Origin of the sequence: Tenacibaculum piscium, from assembly GCF_021390755.1 — a bacterium.
Lineage (GTDB): Bacteria > Bacteroidota > Bacteroidia > Flavobacteriales > Flavobacteriaceae > Polaribacter > Polaribacter piscius.
The window spans coordinates 503,389-521,718 of the sequence record NZ_JAJGWR010000001.1; the positions used below are offsets into that span (position 1 = coordinate 503,389).

The 18,330-nt window shown below is 29.1% G+C and carries 16 protein-coding genes and 1 CRISPR repeat array; of the genes, 9 read left to right on the plus strand and 7 right to left on the minus strand.

The genetic code is table 11. The features are described 5' to 3' along the window. Positions 1 to 104 precede the first annotated feature (104 nt). Genes L0U72_RS02360 through pdxH form a run of 3 tightly spaced genes read right to left on the minus strand, consistent with a single transcriptional unit; the run spans position 105 to position 2,178 of the window. Positions 105 to 1,001 (minus strand): Ppx/GppA phosphatase family protein, encoded by an 897-nt coding sequence (locus tag L0U72_RS02360; protein ID WP_233898474.1) that lies wholly within the window; start codon positions 999 to 1,001, stop codon positions 105 to 107. A 9-nt stretch (positions 1,002 to 1,010) separates the two neighbouring features. After that, complete coding sequence (locus tag L0U72_RS02365; protein ID WP_101916465.1) at positions 1,011 to 1,499, minus strand: SixA phosphatase family protein; 489 nt, start codon at positions 1,497 to 1,499, stop codon at positions 1,011 to 1,013. Between the two features lie 31 nt (positions 1,500 to 1,530). Beyond that, the gene (pdxH, locus tag L0U72_RS02370; protein WP_233884073.1) at positions 1,531 to 2,178 is read right to left on the minus strand and encodes a pyridoxamine 5'-phosphate oxidase; all 648 of its coding nucleotides are present in this window, start codon (positions 2,176 to 2,178) and stop codon (positions 1,531 to 1,533) included. A 431-nt stretch (positions 2,179 to 2,609) separates the two neighbouring features. Between pdxH and L0U72_RS02375 the strand changes: the two genes are divergently transcribed. Next, on the plus strand, positions 2,610 to 2,981 hold the full coding sequence (locus L0U72_RS02375) for a DUF2141 domain-containing protein (RefSeq protein WP_233898306.1): 372 nt from the start codon (positions 2,610 to 2,612) through the stop codon (positions 2,979 to 2,981). A gap of 94 nt (positions 2,982 to 3,075) precedes the next feature. Continuing rightward, positions 3,076 to 3,738 (plus strand): HAD family hydrolase, encoded by a 663-nt coding sequence (locus L0U72_RS02380; protein WP_233898307.1) that lies wholly within the window; start codon positions 3,076 to 3,078, stop codon positions 3,736 to 3,738. A gap of 183 nt (positions 3,739 to 3,921) precedes the next feature. Here the strand turns inward: L0U72_RS02380 and L0U72_RS02385 are convergent, their stop codons facing one another. Further along, positions 3,922 to 4,341: a nucleoside-diphosphate kinase gene (locus L0U72_RS02385; protein ID WP_233884077.1), complete on the minus strand. Its 420-nt coding sequence runs from the start codon at positions 4,339 to 4,341 to the stop codon at positions 3,922 to 3,924. Positions 4,342 to 4,426: 85 nt separating this feature from the next. Further along, the gene (locus tag L0U72_RS02390; RefSeq protein ID WP_233898308.1) at positions 4,427 to 5,449 is read right to left on the minus strand and encodes an alkaline phosphatase D family protein; all 1,023 of its coding nucleotides are present in this window, start codon (positions 5,447 to 5,449) and stop codon (positions 4,427 to 4,429) included. 78 nt (positions 5,450 to 5,527) lie between these two features. Between L0U72_RS02390 and L0U72_RS02395 the strand changes: the two genes are divergently transcribed. From L0U72_RS02395 to cas9, 6 genes are all read left to right on the plus strand, one after another. Next, the gene (locus L0U72_RS02395) at positions 5,528 to 6,556 is read left to right on the plus strand and encodes a DHH family phosphoesterase (protein WP_233897093.1); all 1,029 of its coding nucleotides are present in this window, start codon (positions 5,528 to 5,530) and stop codon (positions 6,554 to 6,556) included. A 37-nt stretch (positions 6,557 to 6,593) separates the two neighbouring features. Continuing rightward, positions 6,594 to 7,103, plus strand: coding sequence for a gliding motility-associated peptidyl-prolyl isomerase GldI (gene gldI / locus L0U72_RS02400; RefSeq protein WP_262909828.1), 510 nt, complete (start codon positions 6,594 to 6,596; stop codon positions 7,101 to 7,103). A 31-nt stretch (positions 7,104 to 7,134) separates the two neighbouring features. After that, positions 7,135 to 7,860: an FKBP-type peptidyl-prolyl cis-trans isomerase gene (locus L0U72_RS02405; RefSeq protein ID WP_101916473.1), complete on the plus strand. Its 726-nt coding sequence runs from the start codon at positions 7,135 to 7,137 to the stop codon at positions 7,858 to 7,860. Positions 7,861 to 8,024: 164 nt separating this feature from the next. Further along, on the plus strand, positions 8,025 to 9,071 hold the full coding sequence (locus L0U72_RS02410) for a peptidylprolyl isomerase (RefSeq protein WP_193700284.1): 1,047 nt from the start codon (positions 8,025 to 8,027) through the stop codon (positions 9,069 to 9,071). A gap of 61 nt (positions 9,072 to 9,132) precedes the next feature. Then, the gene (locus tag L0U72_RS02415; RefSeq protein WP_233897096.1) at positions 9,133 to 9,717 is read left to right on the plus strand and encodes a phosphatase PAP2 family protein; all 585 of its coding nucleotides are present in this window, start codon (positions 9,133 to 9,135) and stop codon (positions 9,715 to 9,717) included. A 369-nt stretch (positions 9,718 to 10,086) separates the two neighbouring features. Then, entirely contained in the window at positions 10,087 to 14,742 is a 4,656-nt protein-coding gene (gene cas9, locus L0U72_RS02420; RefSeq protein ID WP_233898309.1) for a type II CRISPR RNA-guided endonuclease Cas9, read from the plus strand. 83 nt (positions 14,743 to 14,825) lie between these two features. After that, positions 14,826 to 16,177: direct repeats of the CRISPR family, unit length 36 nt; unit sequence GTTGTGGTTTGATTAAAGATTAGAGAAAACGATATT. Positions 16,178 to 16,287: 110 nt separating this feature from the next. Here cas9 and cas2 read toward each other — a convergent pair. Both cas2 and L0U72_RS02430 read right to left on the minus strand, forming a co-directional pair. Beyond that, positions 16,288 to 16,617, minus strand: coding sequence for a CRISPR-associated endonuclease Cas2 (gene cas2, locus L0U72_RS02425; protein WP_233898310.1), 330 nt, complete (start codon positions 16,615 to 16,617; stop codon positions 16,288 to 16,290). Continuing rightward, positions 16,608 to 16,862, minus strand: coding sequence for a hypothetical protein (locus L0U72_RS02430; protein ID WP_233898311.1), 255 nt, complete (start codon positions 16,860 to 16,862; stop codon positions 16,608 to 16,610). The genes cas2 and L0U72_RS02430 overlap by 10 nt, the downstream gene beginning before the upstream one ends. A gap of 534 nt (positions 16,863 to 17,396) precedes the next feature. Here L0U72_RS02430 and L0U72_RS02435 point away from each other — a divergent pair. Then, complete coding sequence (locus tag L0U72_RS02435; protein ID WP_101916477.1) at positions 17,397 to 18,290, plus strand: hypothetical protein; 894 nt, start codon at positions 17,397 to 17,399, stop codon at positions 18,288 to 18,290. Positions 18,291 to 18,330: the final 40 nt, after the last annotated feature.

The window sequence follows — 18,330 nt, forward strand, 5'->3', positions numbered from 1 at the left end:
ACTTAGTTTAATTATATGACACACTTTTTTTATGAAAGTCACACCTAAACAAATATAAGTATTTTTCTATAGATGTTAATGAAATGTTAAAAGAATATTGAGAGTTATAAATTATTGAAATATAGGCTTTTAATGATCCCGTCAGAAAGTCCTATTTTAGGAACAAATATTTTTCGAGCACCGCTCCATTTCATTGCTGATAAATAAATTTTAGTAGCAGGAACAATAACATCGGCTCTATCGGGGTTTAAGCTTAGTTCCGAAATACGTTGTTTATAGCTCATTTTTTTTAAAAACTGATATTGAGCATTTAAATAAATATAAGAAATTGGTTTTCCAACTTCTCTGCCCGACATTTTAAAAATTTTATTGATATTTCCTCCAGAACCGATTAAGGATATACGTTTATAGTTTTTAGTATTTTCTTCTACCCATTCTTGTACTTGTTTAAAAATGGCATTATTTTCAGTTTTTTTATTATTGATTAGTCGAACGGTACCTATTTTAAACGATTTTGATTTTACAATTCGTCCTTTAGAAAACAAGGTAAATTCGGTACTACCACCGCCAACATCTACATAAAGATATGTAAAATCAGAATCAATTAAATGATGTAAATCAGTAGAAAATATAATTGCAGCTTCTTTTTTACCATCAATAACATCAATAGCAACATTGGTTTCTTTTAAAATAGTACTAACAACTTCGGCGCCATTTCTGGCTTCTCTCATGGCAGAAGTAGCACAGGCTTTGTATTTTTCAACACCGTGAACTTTCATGATTAATTGAAATGCCTTCATGGCATCAATCATTCGACTGGTGTTTTCTTTGGATATAATTCCATTAACAAAGGCATCGGTTCCTAATCTGATAGGAACTCGAACTAAGGATGATTTTTTAAATAATGGTTCTTTATTTTTTTCTTCAATAACATTTGCTACTAAAAGTCTTACAGCATTAGAGCCGATATCAATAGCGCCATATTTTTTTATTTTCAAAATACTATAATTTTATCTATGATTTTTTGGGAAATCGACTAAAATAGTGCGTCCCTTTTTTAAGTTTTTCCAGTGTTTGTCTTTAAATTCGATGCCTATAATTCCGCAAGTAGGCACGTGAGCTATTGGTTTATCGCCAAAATTATTTACAAAACTATTAATACCGTGGTCGTGACTAAATATAATAGCACTGCTAAAATTATCATCTAAAGCATTTACGGTTTTGACTAAATAACCATCACTAAAATTATATAATTGACGTTTTATTTGCAGGTTAGAAAGCGGATATTTAAAATTTTCACAAAAAATAATAGCTGTGTGTAACGCTCTATTTGCACTGCTGGAAACAAATACATCTGGCTTTACTATTTCTTGGGATAGAAACTTAGAAAAAAGATGTGAATCTTTAATACCACGCTCTTTTAAAGGTCTATCAATATCTTTAATACCTTGGTATAGCCAAGAAGATTTTGCGTGACGAACAATATAAAGTGTTTTCATTTAAATTATTAAAATGTATGTAAATATAAAATTATGGGGCTAAACGTGCTAATTTCCACGAAAAATCTTTTTCTAAAGTATATCGTATTCGGTCGTGCATTCTGTTGGGGCGACCTTGCCAAAATTCAATAGAAGTAGGTTTTACCATAAAACCTCCCCAGTGTGGCGGACGTGTAATTTCTTTGTCTTTAAATTGATTGGTTGTTTTTTGAAGTTGTTCATCGAGCACTTCACGAGAAGCAACAACTTCACTTTGGTTAGATGCCCAAGCACCTAATTTGCTACCATCGGGTCTTGATTCAAAATAACCATCAGATAAATTTTCGGCTAATTTTTCAGCTTTTCCTTTGATGATTATTTGTTGTTCTAATCCAGGCCAAAAAAAAGAAAGACATACTTTATTGTTATTTAGAATAGCTTTTCCTTTTTCTGAATGATAGTTTGTGTAAAAAATAAACCCTTCCCAAGTATATTTTTTTAACAATACAATTCTGTTTTTAGGAAAACCGTCAAGTCCTATTGCGGAAACATTCATAGCGTTTGTTTCCTCTACTACTTCAGAGGCGTCTGCTGTAAGAAACCAGTTTCTAAATAATTCCATCGGATTTTCAGGACAGTTCTTTTTAAGTAACTCCTTTTTCTCGTATGATTTTCTATAATCGCTTAAATCGTGTGACATAATGATTTTTTATACCCCGTAAAAGTACATTTTTATCAAATGTTTTAGGCTATTTTATCAAAAGAATTCCCAAAATATTTAATCAAAATATAAATTACAGCGTGCTTATTTTTTGATAATACTAAATTTTTAAATTCTTAAAATAGATTGTTAATTTTATATAAATAGAAACGAATCATAATGTTAAAATTAAAAAAATAGTAGTATTATTACTGCAATAATACACGAAAAAGATACGTAATATATCGCTAAAAAACAAGAAGCAAAAAATAATCAAAAAAAGGATATATAATAATGAGTTGTTTTTTACGTTCAAATAGCAATCAAAATCAATCAAAAATCAATCAAAATAATTTATAACAAGAAGAAGTATGCTCCACTATATCTCTAAAATAATTTTAATATTCGCTTTCTTTTTTAGTAATATAGCAATGATAACATCACAAGAAAAACACACGCTTACTTTGGGTTTTGAAGGAATGAAATCATCAAAAGGAAATTTATATATCGCACTTTATAATGCCGAAAAAAGCTTTTTGAAAACACCTTTTAAAGGAGTAATTGTAAAAATAATAGCTAAAAAAGCATCCGCAGAAATAACAAATATTCCCACAGGAACGTATGCTGTATCGGTTTTTCATGATGAAAATGAAAATGAAAAAATGGATACCAATTTTTTAGGAATCCCCAAAGAACCTACAGGAATTTCGAACAATGCAAAAGGATTTATGGGACCTCCGAAATATAAAGATGCAAAATTTGATATAATACAGCCGATGAAAATGAGTATCCGTATAAAATAAATTTCACAAAATAATTCATATAAAGTGATGCTTAATAATTGCAATCAGTAAAGGGCAATTGATTATTTTTGTAGGAAAATAGAAAATCATTATTATGGCTTTAAAAGCAGTTTTATTCGATATGGACGGCGTAATTGTAGATACCGAACCGTTACACAAAAAAGCATATTTTTTAATGTTTGAAAAAGTCGGGATTCAGGTTTCACAGGAACTTTACAATTCGTACACAGGGCAATCAACCTTAGAGATTTGTAAAGATTTAGTGGCGAAATTTGATTTAACACTTCAGGCAACCGAATTGGTAGATTCTAAAAGAGCTTTTTTTAAAGAACTCTTTTTTTCTGATGATAATGACTTAGCATTATTAACAGGAGTGTTAGAATTGATTAAAAATTATTATGAAAATGGTGTTACTTTAGTTTTGGCATCGTCGGCATCGATGGTTACTATTGATAATGTTTTTAATAAATTCGATTTAAATAAATATTTTAAAGGAAAAATTAGCGGAGCCGATTTAAAAGCATCAAAACCACATCCTGAAATATTTTTAAAAGCAGCCGATATTGCTGGTTTTGATAAAAAAGAATGTTTAGTAATTGAAGATTCTACCAACGGAATTAAAGCCGCTTACGATGGCGGAATTTATTGTGTTGCTTATAAAAGTGAACATTCAAAAGAACAGGATTATTCGTTAGCGCAAAAAGTAATTTCTAATTATGATGAAATAAAATACGACTTAGTAAAAGATGTTGTGTAAAAATCAGATTTTCGTCATGCTGAATTTATTTCAGCATCGCATCAACAGGAAAACTACGGAAAATCAGGATGCGAAACTGAACTAAATTCAGTTTGACGGATTCATATTTTAATAAAAAACTCGTTACAACAATTGTAACGAGTTTTTATATATTTAAAAAGAATTATTGTTCTTAAAATATTTTTAGAACATCTCTCTTCCTGAAAAGTGAAAAGCACCTTCGATAGCAGCGTTTTCATCAGAATCAGAACCGTGAACAGCGTTTTCACCGATAGAAGTAGCAAACATTTTACGGATTGTTCCTTCAGCAGCATCAGCAGGATTTGTAGCACCGATTAAAGTTCTAAAATCTTCAACAGCGTTATCTTTTTCTAAAATAGCAGCCACAATAGGACCACGAGTCATAAATTCAACTAACTCTCCGAAGAAAGGACGTTCGTTATGTACCGCATAAAAAGCTTCTGCATCACGAGTTGTCATTTGAGTTTTTTTCAACGCTACGATTCTAAAACCTGCAGCATTAATTTTGTCTAAAATTGCGCCAGTGTGTCCGTTTTCAACACCATCTGGTTTAATCATTGTAAAAGTTCTATTTGTTGCCATTGTAATTGAGTTTCTAATTAATAAATGTAAGTGCAAACTTCGCACAAATCGGCGCAAAAATACACTTTTTAATGTTATTACAAAATTAAGGATATACTTGGTTGATTTCCTGTAAAATAACCTTGTTTTTACCACGAATCTGAAAGGTAACTTCGTTTGATTTTATATCAAAAAATAACACGCCATAACTCAAATCACTTATAACTTTACCAATTCGATACTTATTTTTTTCCGAAGAAAAAGAACTATAAGCATGCGTTAATCCGCTTGACGTAAAATCGATAATAGGATACGAAATAGTATTTAGATTTGTTTTTGAAAATTCAGAAATGTGTCTATCTCCAGAAAGAATAATGACATTTTTTGCTTTTGAAGTTTCAATCAATTTAAAAAATTTATGTACTTCATTTGGGAAATTTCCCCATTTTTCAAAACCATGCTCTTTCGAAAGTACTTGAATACTGCTCACAATAACAGTAAAATTTGCTGTAGAATTTGTCAATTCTTTTGCTAGCCATTTCCATTGTGCAACGCCTAAAATACTTCCTGTTAATTTTTTTGTAGGTTGATACCTATTTTTACCAGTACCTTTTGTTAAAGCGGTTCTAAAATATCGCGTATCTAAAACAATTATTTTGATGCTTTTATCTTTAATTTTAAAGGTTTCGGAATGATAAATTCCTGCTTGCTTTCTTCTAGGAGAATTTTTAGGAACGTTTAGAAAATCTAAAAATAATTGCTGACTTTCTTCTTTTTTTACGTGTTCAATTCCTCCATCATTTATGCCGTAATCATGATCGTCCCAAGTAGCTAAAATAGGCGTGTTTTTTATCAGTTTTTGATACGAAGTATCTCTTTTTTGTTGCTGATAAAATCGCGCCATTTTAGTCATATTATTGGTGTCAGCATAAATATTATCGCCGCCCCAAATCCAAACGTTGGGTTTTAAAGAAATAATATCTTCCCAAAAAGGGTTTACTTTTCTCTGATTATCACACGAACCAAAAGCTAACGTAAACTTTTCTTGACCATAACAATTATCAATAGAAAGAGATATCAAACTAATTAAAAACAACAAAATATAAATAGAAAATTTACTAAAAATCATGAATGTAATTTTTAGTAAAAGAACAAAAATAAAAGCATAAAAAGATTAATAAATCATTAATTTGTATATTTGTCATCTATGATTTTAAAACACTTTACACAGCTTCAAGAATTTTTATCACAACCCAAAAATATTGTGATTATAGGACACCGAAATCCTGATGGAGATGCCGTTGGTTCAACCTTAGGATTGAAACATTATTTAGATAAAAAAGGACATACTGCGCAAGTTGTAATGCCAAATGAATATCCCGATTTTTTACATTGGATACCAGGTTCTGAAACGGTGTATCGTTTTGACCGTCAAAATAAACAAAGTGTTCGTGCTTTAGAGAAATCAAATATTGTTTTTCTGTTGGATTTTAACGCCTTACATAGAGTCGGTGGCGATATGCAAAATACCTTAGAAAAATATAAAAATGAGTTTGCTTTAATTGACCATCATCAACAACCTGATGATTTTAAGTATATGTATTCGGATGTTTCGATGTCATCAACCTGTCAAATGGTGTATAATTTTATTGAAATGATGGGCGATGTTGCCTTGATTGATGAAAATATTGCGACCTGTTTATACACAGGAATTATGACCGATACAGGTTCTTTTCGTTTTCGTTCAACCACAAGTAAAACGCATCGAATTATTGCCGATTTAATTGATAAAGGTGCGCAAAATGATAAAATCCACAGTAATGTACACGATTCAAATTCGTATAATCGCTTATTATTATTAGGACAAGCCTTGAGTAATATGAAATTATTACCCGAATATAAAACCGCTTTTATTACGTTATCCGAAGAAGAAAAGAAAAAATTTAACTACGAAAAAGGGGATACCGAAGGCGTTGTAAATTATGCACTTTCGCTAAAAGGAATCGTATTTGCGGCTATTTTTATTGAAGATAAAGAACAAGGAATTGTTAAAATGTCGCTTCGTAGTAAAGGGAATTTTTCGGTAAATCAATTTGCCAGAAATCATTTTGATGGTGGCGGACACGATAACGCCGCTGGAGGAAAAAGTGATGTTTCCTTAGAAGATACTATTGCTACTTTTACAGCGTTATTACCTGAATATCAAAAAGTATTAGAAACGTCTTATGAAGGATAATCGTATTGTTATTAAATTTTTTAAAGTGTTTGTTTTTTTGATGATTTCAACCTTGTTTTCTTGTTCAGAAAACCAAGCGAGAAGACCCAAAAAACAAGGAACAACTAATTTTTATAAAGAAGTTATCGCTAAAAATAAAAAGTTAAACGCCTTAGAGAAAAAACGCCTAGAAAAATGGATTTCCAAAGATACACTCACTAAATATGAGGTTTCTCAAAGCGGTTTTTGGTATACTTATCTTGTGAAAGATTCTATAAATAATCCTGTAAAGAACCCAAAACCAACGCTTGAAAATACCGTGGTTTTTTCTTTTGATATTTCAGATATTAACGGAAATATCATTTATCAAAAAGAAGAACGAAGCTATAAAATAGATAAAGAAGATTTTATTCCCGCATTACAAGACGGAATAAAGTTGATGAAAAAGGGAGAAATTGTTACTTTTGTAATTCCGTCATATCGCGCTTTTGGCGTTGTGGGCGATGGAAATAAAATAACCGTAAATCAACCCATAAAAAGTACCGTTGCATTACTAGAAATTAAATAATAAATCAAAATAAACAACTAATATAATTAAAATGAAATTAACTAAAATTTTAGCAGGAGCTGTTTTAACGTTCTCTGTAGTATCGTGTGGAAATAGTCAATTTAAAACTAAAAGTTCATTAGCTACAGAAATGGATTCTGTAAGTTATAGTTTAGGGTTAGATATGGCAACTAAAATTAAAATGAATTTAGATGATGTCGATCAAGATTTATTTGTTCAGGGATTTAAAAATGGAATGGATTCGACAAACTTTTTAGTAGAAACGAAAGATGTCAATACTGTTTTAAGAGTGTTTTTTCAGAAAAAACAAGCTGAAAAAATGAAAGAACAACAAGAAGCACAAGCTGAGAAAGCAGCAGCCGATTTTGGAGATTATAAAAAAGAAGGAGAAAAATTCTTAGCCGAAAATAAAACGAAAAAAGGAGTAAAAACAACTTCTTCAGGATTACAATATCTTATTTTAAAAGAAGGAAAAGGAGAAGCACCAACTAAAGAATCACGTGTAAAAGTGCATTATCATGGAACGTTAACTGATGGAACTGTTTTTGATAGTTCTGTGAAAAGAGGAACTCCTAGTGAATTTGGCGTAGGTCAAGTTATCAAAGGTTGGACAGAAGGATTACAATTGATGAAACCAGGAGCAAAATATAAATTTTTCATTCCGCAAGATTTAGCCTACGGAGCACAACAAAGAGGTCAAGATATCAAGCCTTTTTCGGCATTAATCTTTGAAGTAGAATTGCTTGAGGTTAAGTAGTTTTTCGAAAATTACTTTAATTCATTACTTCAATTTATTCCGTTAATTATCTTAAAGAATCTATGGAGATAATTAACTGAAATACAATTAGGTTAGCGCTCGTTGCTAACCTAATTGATTGTTTATAAGCGTATCTAAAAGAATAAATAATAAATATCAAAATAATGAAGTTTTATAAAATTTTAATAGCCGTTATTGTATTGTTTTCAGCGTGTAAATCGGTTAAATATCCCGATTTAGAAAATGGATTATATGCCGATATCCAAACCAATAGAGGCGATGTTTTAGTGAAATTACACGCAAAAGAAGTGCCAATGACCGTGGCAAATTTTGTGTCGTTAGCAGAAGGAAATCACCCTAAAATAGCCGATTCATTAAAAGGAAAACCGTATTATAATAACACCGTATTTCATCGTGTAATTAAAGATTTCATGATACAAGGTGGCGATCTAACAGGTACTGGTAGAGGAAATGCAGGATATAAATTTGCAGATGAATTTCCAGTTGATGAACAAGGTAAATTACTTTATAAGCATGATAGTCCAGGGATTTTATCAATGGCAAATTCTGGAAAAGCAACCAATTCAAGTCAGTTTTTCATCACGCATAAAGCAACGCCTTGGTTAGATGGAAAACATTCGGTTTTTGGTAAAGTATTGGTCGGTCAAAATGTTGTTGATGCCATCAAACAACGTGATTTTATCAATGAAGTAGCAATTATCAGAATTGGAAAAGATGCTAAAAAATTTAAAGCAGCAACTGTTTTTGAAACTGAATTGGCCAATGTAACAAAAAATCAAGCGGAACGCATAGAAAAAATTGAAGCCCTAAAACGTAAATTTCAGCAAGAAAAAGGAATTGAGAAGGCTGTTAAAACAAATTCTGGTTTGCAAATTTTACAACTAAAAAAAGGAACAGGTAAAAAAGTAAATCCAGCAATAGCAACCACGGTTCATTATTCGTTATTTTTAACTGATGGAACAAAAATAGATTCAAGTCTAGATAAAAAAACTCCTTTTACATTTACGATTAATGATCCAAATTTTCCGTTGATAGCAGGTTGGAAAGAAGGTGTACAAACCATGCAAGAAGGCGAAAAATCTAGGTTTTTTATTCCTTATTATTTAGGATATGGCGAAAGTGGATTAGGACCAATTGCACCAAAATCAGATTTAATTTTCGAAATTGAAGTATTGAAAGTAGGAAAATAAATCAACAAGAATCAACAAGAATTAATAAGAATCAGTAAGAAAAAAGTAAGCGGGCAATTTTATGGAAGATTTAATGCAAGAAATTATACAAAAAGACCAACAACTTCTCATTTATTTAAATAATTTAGGAAGCGAAAAATGGGATTGGCTTTGGTTAACAATAACGAATCAATTTAATTGGATTCCTTTATTTATTTTTTTAATTATTCTGATTTTTAAATATCTAGGATGGAAAAAAGCCGTATTTACCTTGTTGTTTATTGCTCTTTTAATTACTTTTTCAGATCAATTTACAAACTTAATTAGACGTACTTTTGAAAGATTACGACCAAATAATAATCCTGCAATACAAGATTCTTTAAGAAGATTAATAAATCCTAGGAATTATAGTTTTACCTCTGGACATGCTACAACTTCTACAGTTATAGCTGTTTTTTTAATCATGTTGTTAAAAAAACACGTGCCAGCTATTAAATATTTAGCATTATTTCCCTTAGTTTTTGCATATAGTCGATTGTATTTAGGCGTGCATTTTCCAATCGATATTTTATGCGGTTTTATAAACGGAATGATTATTGGTTTTTTAGCATCAAAATTATACGAATTTTTATCGAGTAAAATATTTAACGAATTAAAAATTTTATAACAGAAAAAAGAGGGTGGCAAGAGTTAAAACCCTTGTTAAAAATAGCATTCAATCCTGACTTGCCGAAGTTCTTCTATTTGTGCGATGCTGAAATAAATTTAGCATGACCAAAATATATAAGAAATATCAGAAAATAAAAAGACTATCCATTTTTAAATAAGTGGATAGTCTTTTATTTTGATAATTATATTCTTTTTTATAAAAAAAAAGTCCTACCGAAGCAGGACTCAAGATTTTCATCTACGGCATATAGCCTTATTGTGATAAGATTAAAAGATTAGAGTAATTTTTTCACATTTCAAATATAGTGAAATTTTGCTGATTATCAGAATAATATCTTAATTTAGAGCAAAATAATAATTGCTAATTATGTCAAAAATACTTGGATTAGATTTAGGAACAAATTCATTAGGTTGGGCTATTGTAGATAATAATAATGAAGACAATAAAGAAACTTTTGAATTAAAAGATAAAGGAGTTGTCATTTTTTCGGAAGGAGTGAAATTAGAAAAAGGAAATGAAATTTCAAAAGCAGCAGAAAGAACTGCTTTTAGAGGAACAAGAAGGTTGAAATTTAGAAGAAAACTCCGCAAGTATGAAACTTTATTAATTTTATCTAAAAATGGAATGTGTCCTTTAAGCGTTGAAGAAGTTATTGCTTGGAAAAAATCTGGTTTTAAAAAATACCCTTTAAATGAAGATTTTTTAAACTGGCTAAAAACTGATGATGACAAAAAGAAGCATCCTTACTTTTTTAGAGATAAAGCAAGTAAAGAAAAACTAAATAAATTAGATTTAGGTAGAGCCTTTTATCATTTGGCACAACGCAGAGGTTTTTTAAGTAACCGTTTAGACCAAAGTGATAAAGGTGCAATAGAAAAACATCAACCAAGAATTTCTGAAATTCTGGAAGAAAATAAGACTAAAACAGGTTTAATTATTGCTATTGATGAGTTTTTTAAAGAAGAAAGTATTATTGACTTTAAACTAAAAGAAATCAAAGATTTAGATGCAGGAGGAAAAGAATTATTAAAACTTTACAAGGCATTTAAAAGGATTATTAAAGAAAATGATGATTTAAAAAGCCTAAAGATTAATATTCACGAAAGGCTTAATAAAAAGGGAAATTCAGGAGCTGTAAAACAAGGAATTGAAAATTTAGATGACAATATTAAAAATGGGAAGTTTGAAACATTAGGACAGTATTTTTATTCTATTTATGGTAAAAGTAATCAACGTATTAGAAACCAATATACCGCTAGAGAAGAGCATTATTTAGATGAATTTGAACAAATATGTACCATTCAAAATTTAGGCGAAATAATTGAAAAAGAAAATGAACCAAATAAAAAATACAAAGGTTTAACGCTAGATTTATACAAAGCTATTTTTTATCAAAGACCTTTAAAATCTCAAAAAGGATTGGTTGGAAAATGTACTTTAGAACCAACAAAATACCGTTGCCCAATTTCTCGACCAGAATTTGAGGAATTTAGAATGTATCAATATCTGAATAATTTTAAAATTAAATTTCCTGAAAATGAAAAACTAAGAGCTTTAACTGTTGATGAAAAACAAAAAGTTGAATATCTATTTTACAGAAAAACAAAAACAAGTTTTGATTTTGAAGAAATTGTAAAAAAACTAATTCCTAAAAATGAAAAAGCTGTTTACTATAAAAATAAAGACGCTAAAACGGCTAATTATGTAGTGAATTTTAGTTTAAATACTTCGTTGAGTAATTGCCCTAGCATTGCTCATTTTAGAGCTGTTTTTGGTGAGGATTGGAAAAACCTTAAATACACTTACAAAACAATAGACACAAAAGGTGTAGCAAAAACAAGAAGTGTAAATTATCAAGATATTTGGCATGTTTGGACAACTTTTACAAGCAATCCTAAATTATATGATTTTGCAATTACAAAATTAGGTTTAACAGAAAAAAAAGCAATAGAGTTTTCTAAAGTAACCTTAAAAAAAGACTACTCATCTTTAAGTTTGAAGGCTATAAATAATATTTTACCGTATTTAGAAGCTGGTTTAATTTATTCGCATGCTGTGTTTATGGCGAATATGAAAAATGTTGTAAATGAAAAACATTGGAATAATCAAGAGGATAAAAAATTAATACAATCAGCGGTTAAAAAAATAATAGATACGCATCAAATAGAAAATAAATTACAATTTGTAATTAATGGCTATATCAAAAAAAATATTAAAAGCTCCTATTCTAAAGAAGCAGATTATATTTATAGAAAAGAATTAGAGCAATCTTTTGAAGATGAATTTGGAAAAAAGAAATGGCAAACTTTAAATACCAATGATATTTTTGAAGACAATTATCTTCTTTTTGTAGAAAAATTTAGTACTTCAGAAAATAGGTTTCTGAAAATTAAACGGATAGATGAAAAAGTATTGGATTTTTTAAAAGGTGAAAATGAAACTGGAGAAGTTTTTTTAAGCGATGAAAAAAAGTTATATCATCCGTCGGATATTGAAAAATTCAAATTAGAAGAAGCCAAAAATAAAGAAGGTATCACATTTACAGTTCTTGGAAGTCCATTATCTAATTCTATTAAAAATCCTATGGCAATGAAATCATTGCACAAGATTCGAGAACTAATAAATACCTTAATTTTAGAAGAAAAAATAGACGAAAACACCAAAATACATATTGAACTTGCTAGAGAATTAAACGATGCCAATAAAAGAATGGCAATACAAAAATGGCAATACGATAAAGCAGAAGAACGTAAAATATATCGTAAAAAAATACAAGAATTATATAAGCCAGATTTTGAACCTACTTTAAACGATTTAGAAAGGTTTAAAATGGTTTTAGAGCAACGAGAAGATAAAAAAATTGTTTCAAAAGACGATGTTTCAAAATATAAACTTTGGACAGAACAAAGACATATTTGTTTATATACAGGAAATACAATAAGTTTAACGGGGTTTTTGAGTGAAAATCCAGCTTATGATATTGAACATACCATACCAAGAAGTGTTTCTATTGATGATTCGCAAATGAATAAAACCCTTTGTGAAAAGAAATTTAATAGAGATATAAAGAAAAATAAAATCCCTTTTAAATTAGTTAATCATGCTGAAATAATGGGTAGAATTTCGCATTGGAAAGATAAATATGAGAAATTAGATTCCGAAATAAAAGGATTGCTAAAAGCATCTAAAACAGCCACAGATAAAGAAGCAAAAGACAGAATTATACAAAAACGCCATTATTTAAAAATGGAGTATAATTACTGGAAATCAAAATATAATCGGTTTGAATTAGAGGAAGTAAAAGCAGGTTTTAAAAACAGCCAAATAACCGATATTGGTATTATAACAAAATATGCACAACAGTATTTAAAATCATATTTTAAAAGTGTATATTCTGTAAAAGGTACAATGGTTGACCAATTTAAAAAAGCATGGGGAGTTAAAAAAACCATTATAGATGAAGATGGCATAGAAAAGAAAGACCGTTCTAATCACATACATCATTGTGTAGATGCGATTACTATTGCCTGTATGACCAAAAATAAATACGACATTTTGGCAAACGCTTGGGGATTAGATGAGAAGGCACAATTTAACAAAGCCAAAAAAGAACTGGAAAACAGTAAGCCTTGGAAAACATTTTCTAAAGATGTGAACAATATACAAAATGAAGTTTTAATTGTACATAGCCACAAGGATAAAGTGCCTATTCAAAGTAAAAAGAAATTGCGTATTCGTGGTAAAATACAGTATCGTGTAACGTATAAAAAAGATGCTCAAGGGACGTTTGTTAAAGATAATAGTAATCAAAAAATTGTTGAAAATTATCATTATTTAAAAGATATACAGGAGAATAAAATTCCCGTTTTAGGTAAAAAAGATAAAGATAATCCTGATTTTATCTTACATACATTTTTAGATGAAAATTCAAAAGAAATAAAACAAGAAGTTTTAAAACCTGATTTTCAAATTATAAAAACAGATAAAACCAAAGCGATTGAATATCGAAAATATGTAATCAGTAAAAAAAACAACGAAATAATTTATCAAAGACAACCGCTATTTATACAAGGAGATACCGTTAGAGGTTCATTACATAAAGATACTTTTTATGGCGCAATATTAGAGCAAGACTTTGAAAATAACAAAACTTTTGCAGAAGATAAAGAAGGTAATGGTATTGTGAAATATGTAGTTAGAAAACCTTTAGATGGCATTAAAAAAAGTGATGTAGCTAAAATTGTTGATGAGGTTGTAAAAGGAATTATTCAACAAGCCATAACGGATAAAATTTTAGTAGCCAAAAAAGATGTTTATAAAATTGAAACGGATAAAACCGTTTGGATGAATGAAAAAAAGCAAATACCAATACGTAAAGTTAGGGTTTATACTCCTTCAATTAAAAACCCATTAAACGATTTTAAAAAACACGCTCTAAAAGATGTGTCTAAACATCCGCATAAAAGAGAATATTACGTGCAAAATGATGAAAATTATTGTATGGCTATTTATGAAGGAAAAAACAAGAAAGGAGAATTAAAAAGAGAGTTTGAGATAGTTAATCTGATGGATGCTGGAAATTATTATAAATTAAGTAATGCTACTTTTAACAAAGAAAACCCAATTACTCCAATAAACAAAAACAAACTACCTTTAAAAACGAACCTATTAAAAGGTCAAATGGTTTTATTTTATAAAGATAACCCTTTAGAATTATGGGAATTGTCTAAGTTAGAAATTTTAACACGCTTATATAAAATAAAAACGATAAATAAAGATGGTAGAGTGAAGTATGTATATCATCAAGAAGCAAGAAATGAAGAAAGAGTAAAAGAAGATTATTTTACTGCAAAAAACATTAAACCTCCAAAATCACTAACTAATGGGTTTTCTGAATTTAACTTTATAAATATTGATGAAAAATATTTACCTTTTTTATTATTGAGCAAAGAAAAACATAGATACCTTATTGAAAATGTTGATTTTAAAATTACAACCATAGGTAAAATAGTAAAGTTATGAAATGTAATGAGTTTATAAAAGGATTCGGTTTGGGTTCACTATCTTTAACTCAAATTTATGACAACTATTTACGAGGTTGGTTGGTTGTGGTTTGATTAAAGATTAGAGAAAACGATATTCGTAAGCAAATGAATGAAGTAGTTAGCCTTGTTGTGGTTTGATTAAAGATTAGAGAAAACGATATTATATGCACGTCCAACTGGGTGTGATTCATGTTGTGGTTTGATTAAAGATTAGAGAAAACGATATTAAATAGACTTGTCGCTGCGAGATATGGACAGTTGTGGTTTGATTAAAGATTAGAGAAAACGATATTAAAGAACACAAATTGACCTCCTTTATTAAAGTTGTGGTTTGATTAAAGATTAGAGAAAACGATATTGAATATGCTTATTTTAAGATAACGGCATGGTTGTGGTTTGATTAAAGATTAGAGAAAACGATATTTAAAAAAGGATTGGTAAACTGGGACAAATTGTTGTGGTTTGATTAAAGATTAGAGAAAACGATATTCAGATAGTAGTGGGCTTAAAAGTGGTGTAGGTTGTGGTTTGATTAAAGATTAGAGAAAACGATATTTTTCTACAAAGGAACAGGAACGTGCAAAGTGTTGTGGTTTGATTAAAGATTAGAGAAAACGATATTAGATAGAGTTGCTACTCAATTAGTAAATAGGTTGTGGTTTGATTAAAGATTAGAGAAAACGATATTTCCGAAGTCTTTAAATATCTCTTTTGATGGGTTGTGGTTTGATTAAAGATTAGAGAAAACGATATTTTTTACAGCTAAAGAAACTGTAGCCTTAATGTTGTGGTTTGATTAAAGATTAGAGAAAACGATATTAAATGAAGTATAAAAAACTTTTATCAAATAGTTGTGGTTTGATTAAAGATTAGAGAAAACGATATTTTTCGGTGGTATTTCTACAGACGTATTTAGTTGTGGTTTGATTAAAGATTAGAGAAAACGATATTGATGGATTTGTGGTGCGAACTAACCGAAAGTTGTGGTTTGATTAAAGATTAGAGAAAACGATATTATCAATCCAACAGATGATTGGACGATTAAAGTTGTGGTTTGATTAAAGATTAGAGAAAACGATATTTTTTTTTAACATACACAATACCAAGTATTAGTTGTGGTTTGATTAAAGATTAGAGAAAACGATATTAGATGCTATTTTTCGCTTTCCAATTTGGATGTTGTGGTTTGATTAAAGATTAGAGAAAACGATATTGTGCCAAACAACTCTTTTGAACCGATCGTAGTTGTGGTTTGATTAAAGATTAGAGAAAACGATATTACTTGGTCATATATTTTAATAAATAGCTACGTTGTGGTTTGATTAAAGATTAGAGAAAACGATATTCAATTCCTTTTTCATTCTGTTGTTTAGCAAGTTGTGGTTTGATTAAAGATTAGAGAAAACGATATTAGCAACTTATGTAACCATTGCTAATACTCGTTTTAGCAAGAAAATATCGTATATAAAAATGCTTCTTATAAAGACATAATAGCTTTATTTGAAGCATTTTTTCATTCCTATTAGAATAATTCTAATTGAGAAGGGCTTGGTTCTTTTGGCGTTTGAACCTTGCCCCAAAAATTCATAATATTACCAAATTGTTTATCGGTAATTCTTAAAATACTTACTTTTCCAAAAGGAGGAAGTAAATTTTTTATTCTTTTTTCATGTACATCAGCACTTTCACTACTCGCACAATGTCGCATGTAAACAGAAAATTGCATCATTGTAAAACCATCTTTTAAAAGGTTTTTACGAAACTGTTGCGCATTTCTTCTGTCTTTTTTTGTTTCGGTAGGTAAATCAAAAAACACAAATAACCACATAATTCTATAAGCGTTTAAATCCATAATTTTGGATAGATTAGTTTTCTGGTTTTTCCAGAAAAACATTGTTGTAAAGAGTTTGTTGTTGAGGTTAAACCAACCATTAAAGGGCTTTTTTTATCTTCAAAATAAACCGTTTGTGTTAGTGTTTTTAAAAGTTCGGCTTTAATAGGAGTAATTAAATCGTGTTCATCATAATTTTTTATAATTGCTAAAACTTTTATGTCAATTAAAGATTTGTTTCCGAAGAAAAGAGTTCTTTTTAACATTATTTTTGTTTTAAAAAGAAATAATTAAATGATAATGTAATGTGTTGGTTTACAGTTTTTTAGTAGATAAAATAAAGTTTTATATTTGTTGAAAATAAAATAGGTGTAGAACCTGTTTAAAAATTAAATAAACTGTCAGTTCGAGTGATTTTTTTCCTTCAAAAAAATTGTATCGAGAACTTATTTAATATTTAAAGTTAATTAAAAATCATCAACATAAAAGAATTCTAATTCTCGATACAATTTTAATTCCTTTTAGTCATTAAAATCACTCGAATTGACAAGAATCAGGATGCAAAACTGAAATAAATTCCCTTTGACAAATTCGATTTCTTATTTTTCTGGTACAATTTTTTTAAATGAAATTTAAACAGGCTCGTAGAATGATTATATGTAAAAAAAACATTAGTAAGACCGCTGAAAAAGTAGTAATTTTATCGGTCTAAAAAAAAATACCTAAAAATGGCATTTAAAAAATTCCAGCGATACAATCTGACAACAGAAAAAATTACGATTGTAGTAAAAAATTAATGTATGGAAATGATAACAGCATATGATTTTGAACTAAATCTGGAATTAAAAGGAATTAAAAATCCATCAAAAGTATTCAATCATTTAGCCGATTTTTATGACAAATTACTAATTTTAGACAAACACATTGTTTATAATATTTCTGTAGATACTTCCGTGGAATATAATTTAGTAGCGGTAGATTTTGAAACAATGACTACTAAAATAAAGCAAGTATTTTTAAATGTGCCTGCTAGAAATCAGAGAGATATCGATAATGTAGCTTGGTTAGGAGCTTTGTTGGTTTATATAAAATACAAAACTTTAAAGGCGATAGAATTACAACAAATATCTTCTAAAAAAGGTTTAGACAAACTTACTGATGAAATAAATCGAAAAATAAAAAAAGAAGCGCCAAGTCATTTATTATTATTTTCAGTAAATAATTATTATGTTCTAAATTGTGTAAAAGCCTTTTCTGTGCAAGCAAGTAAATTGAAAAGAGGCGAGTATTTTTGTTTTAAAATAGGTAAAAATAAAGCAAAATTGACCAGTAAAAGTTTTATCGATGTACCAAAGATTTTAAACGAATTAGGCGATGGAACTATTGCACAAGAACGTGTAGAGGTCTTAAAAATAAATACGATGGATTTATTATCAGACAGTTCTTGTTGGACACTAAAAAGAGAAGGTACGCCTATTGATGTTAAAATTACAGATGAATTTTGGTTATCAGAATATCACGCTCGTAAATTTGTAATTCAACCAAATGATTATTTAAAATTTAATTTAAAAATAATTCATACAACCTCGTCCAATACTCAAAAACCACAGATTCGTTATGAGGCGACAAAAATAATGGGAGTTATTCCGCCAAGTCATATCGAAAATCACGGACAATTAGAGATTCCATATTAATTAAAATATTTTGAATATTCAAAATTTTTATAAAAAATAA